6 protein-coding genes and 1 pseudogene are annotated in these 6000 nt (G+C 39.4%); 3 read left to right on the top strand and 4 right to left on the bottom strand.

Translation table 11 applies throughout. The features are described 5' to 3' along the window. Positions 1-178: 178 nt before the first annotated feature. Positions 179-793 carry an ROK family protein gene (locus AU255_RS19580; protein ID WP_080524566.1) on the bottom strand — a complete coding sequence of 205 codons (615 nt, stop codon included), beginning with the start codon at positions 791-793 and terminating at the stop codon, positions 179-181. Between the two features lie 65 nt (positions 794-858). Between AU255_RS19580 and AU255_RS19585 the strand changes: the two genes are divergently transcribed. From AU255_RS19585 to AU255_RS19600, 3 genes and pseudogenes are all read left to right on the top strand, one after another. Next, complete coding sequence (locus AU255_RS19585) at positions 859-1854, top strand: IS30 family transposase (protein WP_143735847.1); 996 nt, start codon at positions 859-861, stop codon at positions 1852-1854. Between the two features lie 664 nt (positions 1855-2518). Next, the gene (locus AU255_RS19595) at positions 2519-2995 is read left to right on the top strand and encodes an NlpC/P60 family protein (RefSeq protein ID WP_080524567.1); all 477 of its coding nucleotides are present in this window, start codon (positions 2519-2521) and stop codon (positions 2993-2995) included. A 618-nt stretch (positions 2996-3613) separates the two neighbouring features. Next, positions 3614-4577, top strand: a pseudogene (locus tag AU255_RS19600) (IS1595 family transposase). 396 nt (positions 4578-4973) lie between these two features. Here AU255_RS19600 and AU255_RS21530 read toward each other — a convergent pair. The 3 genes from AU255_RS21530 to AU255_RS19610 form a co-directional block, all read right to left on the bottom strand. Further along, complete coding sequence (locus tag AU255_RS21530) at positions 4974-5255, bottom strand: restriction endonuclease subunit S domain-containing protein (protein WP_143736035.1); 282 nt, start codon at positions 5253-5255, stop codon at positions 4974-4976. Further along, positions 5195-5404, bottom strand: coding sequence for a hypothetical protein (locus tag AU255_RS20575; protein ID WP_080524568.1), 210 nt, complete (start codon positions 5402-5404; stop codon positions 5195-5197). Before AU255_RS20575 ends, AU255_RS21530 begins: the two co-directional genes overlap by 61 nt. 326 nt (positions 5405-5730) lie before the next feature. Continuing rightward, positions 5731-6000 (bottom strand): N-6 DNA methylase (locus AU255_RS19610; protein ID WP_233144760.1); only part of this gene is annotated, 270 nt, incomplete at its 5' end.

A 6000-nucleotide genomic window follows, 5' to 3' on the forward strand; every position in this document is an offset into this window, starting at 1 on the left:
TAAGGTCGGTTTAAATCCTGCCTGGCGGAAGGAAAAAGTAAATAAATAATTTAAGTTTACTCTTACTCTGGTTATTGCTAGTTATTGTATCTATTACTCTACCAGCTTTAGTTGAAATTTGATGAGCCATTGTATTTCAAATAGAGCCAAAATAATTTTCACAATACTGCTCGAACTATTACTTGTGCTTTGACCGCGCGTATAATGCCGCTCCTACGATGCCTGCTTGGTTTAATAACTGGGCCGGTTTTACCCTGGCTTTCAGTGTCAATAAACTGCTGAACTTATCAAATTTTTTGCTGGCACCACCGCCTAATATGATCAAATCGGGCCAGAACAAGGCTTCCATATAGCTTAAGTATTTATTCAGGCGTTTTCCCCAGCTTTTCCAGCCTAATTCTTCGGCCTTACGCACCGTGTCAGACGCAAAATGTTCCCCTTCTTTGCCATTATCCATATACACATGACCTAATTCGCTGTTTGGTAACAATACGCCATCGGTAAAGAATACTGTGCCCAAACCAGTCCCTATCGTAACCAGTAGTACTACGCCGGATTCACCGGTTCCGGCGCCGAAATTCATTTCCGCGATTCCGGCAGCATCGGCGTCGTTAAGACAGTAGCATGGACAACCCGTCATTTCGGAAAACAAATGATCGATATTAGTATCGATAAATTCATCAGAAAGGTTGGCTGCCGTCCGGGCTATACCATGTTGAATAGCAGCGGGAAAACCACAACCGACCGGACCGTTCCAGTCAAAATGCCCGAATTCATATAATAACTGCAACACCTCTTTAAAGGGTTAGATGGTATAGTTTCCGTTGACTAAAACCTGAAACTAAAAAGAGGTGCTCAATGAACACGTTTAACCATCTAACCCAAGAGGAAAGATTTTACATTTATACGCAACTAAAACAAGGCGTTTCTAAGAATCAAATAGCCATCACATTGGGGCGTCATAAATCGACTATTGGACGTGAAATTACGCGTAATACAGGTCAGTGTGGTTATCGTTACAAGCAAGCTGAGAGAATAGCTAAACAACGCCATATTGATAAGCCCAAAAACATCAAGATGACGGCTGAGTTACAACAGATAATAACGCCTTTAATCAAAGAGAAATGGAGTCCTGACTGTATTTCAGGACGCTTAAAACAACAAGGTAAGGACTCCGTCAGTCATGAGACTATTTACCGTTATATTTTAGCTAACAAAGCAGCCGGTGGCGATTTGTATACTTATTTGAGGCATCAAGCCAAACCTTATCGTAAGCGATATGGAAAAAATGATTATCGCGGAACGATACCCAGCCGTGTTGATATTGATGAGCGACCACAAGTGGTTGATGATAAAACGCGTTTAGGTGATTGGGAAGCAGATACTGTTATCGGTAAAGGACATAAAGGCGTATTGGTGACGCTGACTGAACGGGTCTCAAAGCTCAACTTCGCCATCTCAATTGAGCGTAAAGAATCTGAATTAACGAAAGAGGCGATTATCAATGCTCTTGAGCCTTTTAAACGTTGGGTTCACACGATTACCTTTGATAATGGACGTGAGTTTTGTGGGCATGAAGCCATTGCAAAAACACTCGACTGCGGCACTTATTTTGCCAAACCGTATCATTCGTGGCAACGAGGTTTAAATGAAAACCACAATGGCTTATTAAGGCAATACTTCCCTAAAAAAGAACCTTTGGATAAGGTAACTCAAGATGAGGTTGATAGTGCAATTACAGCACTTAATCATCGTCCAAGAAAAGGGTTAAATTACAGAACTCCATGGGAAGTATTTTGCCAAATAACGGGGGTTGATATAAATAAATCACAGGGTGTTGCATTAATTGCTTGAATTCGCGATGCTTAACCAGCTGGGTAAGTACAGAAGCCACAGCTTCGGGAGTGGCAGGTTGCGGTGTATCGATACGAAAACGTTCGCCTACGAATTTTCCTGTTCCGGTATCAACAATGGCTCCTTTAATCCCGGAACCGCCGATATCTACGCCTAAAATTTTCATGTTAAGTCCTAAAAATGATGGAAATTATCTTCATTGTAAATAAGGAGGCTAACATTGCAAAGCCTTTCAACTTTTTAGCAAAGCCAGCAGATATTCAGCGTAATCACGGATAAGAAAAATATTGATATGTTTACCAATTTTAGAGAGCAATTTATTCATATTCAAAAAGGGCAAATTAAGCTTTGAATTATACGATGTCATAAAAACTGTAATGTAGGCTACAAAAGATGTATAAAATTTGCCTATAACCGCTGATTATAGAGGAGCTACTCAATTTATATACTGATTTACTTTCATTCAGTTAGCCGTGAAAAAGGTGCTTCTGTCTGTATGTTATTCATTAAATCTTGTTAATATTTAACGAGATTTAAACCCTCTAAGAGTATAAACTCTTAAATAATGGTCCAAAAATGATAATCACACGGCATAAATAAATTGAACCGTTTCACAAAAGAGCAGAAGGGGTCTGACCCCTTTAGTTGCTATTTGGGAGTGCGTATGACATACAAAACACTTAAGATTATTTCAGTTACCTCTTTTATTCTATTATTAGCTGGTTGCGCCAATAATAATGTCGCGGTGAAAACAACTAAAATAGTTGCTACAAACAAAGTGAAGCAGGTTTTATATGCACAGTTTTCTGAATGGAAATCTGTTAAACATCGATTGGGTGGTTTATCTAAGGATGGTATTGATTGCTCTGGTTTTGTTTACCTTACTTATATTGATAATTTTTCTATTGAGTTACCCCGTACTACTGAGCAGCAAGTAAGAAGTGGCATAAAAATTTATTCTCAAGATAACTTAAAGGCAGGTGATTTAGTCTTTTTTAAAACCGGTATATGGCAACGGCATGTCGGTATTTATCTGGAACAAAAGAAGTTTATGCATGTATCTACTAAGAAAGGTGTATCCATCTCTCACCTAGATAACTCTTACTGGCGAAAAGGTATTGGCAAGCGGTTAGAGTTTTAGGTTCATAATGTTGTGGCGTAACGCAATAAATCAACTATATAGTATTTCTCAGCAGAAAGGGGTTTGACCCCTTAAGTTCTGGACCCCTTTAGTTCTGGGCTCAGCTTCAGCACTTGCAGAAAAAGGGTATATTGCTGTCTATCCTGTAATAGGGTGGTGGAAAGAGCGAGCCAATTTTGAACGCTGGGGTAAATCGGCTCGTTATGCATTAGTTGTCAGTATTAAAACACCGGAAGTGGAAACAGATATTTATACTGCTGTTGAAAACCAAATAGCCGTTCCAGTGACTATTTGATTTGAAAGTGCTTTAAACTAATTCTCCTTTAAAAGCCTTATCAAGAATCGCAGGCAGCAAGGCATCCAATTCGGTTTGGTTATCTGCTTGAGCTTTTTTAATGTCGGCCACTTTTGCTTGAAGAGAATTGAACCAGAGTTGTTTATCGTAATCAGGAACTGGGACTGTTAATTGTTCTAGCTTTTTTAAACCTAATGTTCGGTTTCGACCTGCTCCTCCTGGGAAGCGTCTCTTATTTTTTGGCTATGTCACCGTAAAGTATGGAATTTCATATAACAAGAGCGTATAAGTAAATAAAGCCCATGTAAATTAAGGAGATAGTTATGAAAGCCCCAGAGTTTTTAGAGTTCATTTCCGAAATAAATCAACTTGACCACCATCAACGCACTGTTCTAACGAAAGCACTGGATCAACTAGAGGACGAACCTAAGGTTTTTGATTTAATTGAAACAATATTTGATAGCAAAGGTAAATGCCCTCATTGCTCCCATACCGAAAGCCACAGGCATGGAATAAAAGATGGCCTTCAGCGCTACCGCTGTAAAGCCTGCAAAAAGACATTTAATGCTTTGACAGGAACGCCTCTTGCTCATCTACGCCTCAAGTCAAAGTGCTTGATTACTTAGGAGCTATCGCAGAATCATTGACTGTCCGGCAGGCAGCTAAAGAAATTAATGTGCATCGAAATACAACCTTTCGATGGCGGCACCGTTTTTAAGCTGGATTCAGCAGGATCGTCCCAGTGCTCTCATGGCATTACAGAAGCTGATGAAACCTACTTACTTGAGTCACATAAAGGAGAACGCCATCTCAATCGTCAACCAAGGAAACGAGGGGCTGTGCGACTAAGCGAGGGATTTCTGATGAGCAAATTTGCATTTTAATTGCTCGTGATCGCTCAAAACAAACCGTAGATTTTGTGACAGGTAATGGCCCAATAAGCAAAATTGTTCTTGATACGCATTAAAGCCAATACTAGACCAGGATGCCCTCCTTGTGAGTGATAGCAATCCAACTTATGGTGCATTTTGTAAAGCTGAAAAAGTATCTCATGAAATCGTTAACATGAGTCAAGGGCAGCGGGTGACTAAAGGGGCCTATCATATACAAAATGTCAATGCATACCACCACCGTTTTAAATCATGGCTAGACCGCTTTCATGTGTAGCCACCAAGTATTTACCTAATTATTGGCTTGGTGCAGAATTATGGATCGGAACCACAATCTAACCCCTGAGCAATTGTTACATTCTGCTCTGGTGATTTTCAATACTTAACGGTGACATAGCCTATTTTTTCGATACCTTCATCAGTTAAAAATAGAAACAAAGAAAATCAGACGTTGTTATTTTATCTTGGGAACACAGGTAATAAAACGGTGTGACCTGTACGGTTTTTATCTCCTTTTTAACGACCGCGATTGCCCCTTCCCATGCAAAAACATTACTAAATATCAGATCACCAGGAAGAATGTGATAAAGTTTTTTCGTTCCTACATCATACCATTCAAAACTGGTTTATGAAAGGTGCCTTACCAAACGACCTGACACCTAATTCTGGATATTCACCGTCAATTCCGATTTCAATTTTACGGCGCACAATTGGACTTACCTGCTCCATAGTTTGATATTCAGCACCTTCAATATTTGGTGAAAGGCACTTGATAGCATTGCTTGAGCATCATCTAAAACTTCTTGGCGAAGTCGCTTAGCGTCATTGATTTTTTGGACACAGACTGAATATTGGAAACGATTGATTGTTGCTCGTCAATTGAGGGTAAAGGTAATGTAAGTTTAGAAAAAAATTCCTTATATCGGTTTCGGGTTCCAGGAGTAGAGCCAGAACAATCTGCCTCTACATGTTTTGGATATGAGGTAACGCAAACCAATAAACTAATATTCTGAATTATTTTTTCATTATCAAGATTAAAAATGGGAAATTCATTGGATACATAACAGCCATCCATTTCTGCTGGAATGAGACCAAATGATCCCTGCCAAGCAATAAACGACTGTATATAAAATCACCTTGCTTGACTTTATTGAGTTTGCTTGCTGAAACTTCAGTTCCTTGTTTTGTTTCTCGTATAAACGGTCCAGCAATACGAGAACGCATTCCTACAATTGATACTCTTTTTCTGGATCAACTTGTTCAAATCGATCTATTTGTTGAACAAAATCTCGAACTCGATGTTCTTTTGCTAATTCTTCCATCTTTTTAAGAGAGTAAAGTTTGAATATTTGCAAAATTTCGAGAACATGTTGTTCTTTTTCAATAATACTATTGCCAATTCTATCGGTGCTCTATGCTCCAGAGCCTCTAGGCTATGCGGGTTTTTATATCCAGATTAACGCTGATCAATTGCTGTTTATCATCATATTTCAATATTTCCTGTGCAGTAGTTTTCCGGCGAATTGATCACTTCCCGTTTTGCCACCATTTCAGGCAATAGTAAATTCATCTGTTTGAATGGGCTTGGTTTGGTGTATTTTTGCGGCCTTCTGGGGTAGGAATCTGGTAATACCAAATATCCTGTGTTGGCCCGAACGATCAAAAAACAATAAATTAGCTGGAATATCGGTATAGGGAGCAAATACACCTTCCGGTAGGCGGACGATGGTATGCAGATTAAAGTTTTTCAGTAGTTCTTCTTTTATTCGCGCGGCTACACCGTCACCAAACAAAGTGCCGTTGGGAACAACAACAGCTGC

This window comes from Methyloprofundus sedimenti, from assembly GCF_002072955.1.
Taxonomy (GTDB): domain Bacteria; phylum Pseudomonadota; class Gammaproteobacteria; order Methylococcales; family Methylomonadaceae; genus Methyloprofundus; species Methyloprofundus sedimenti.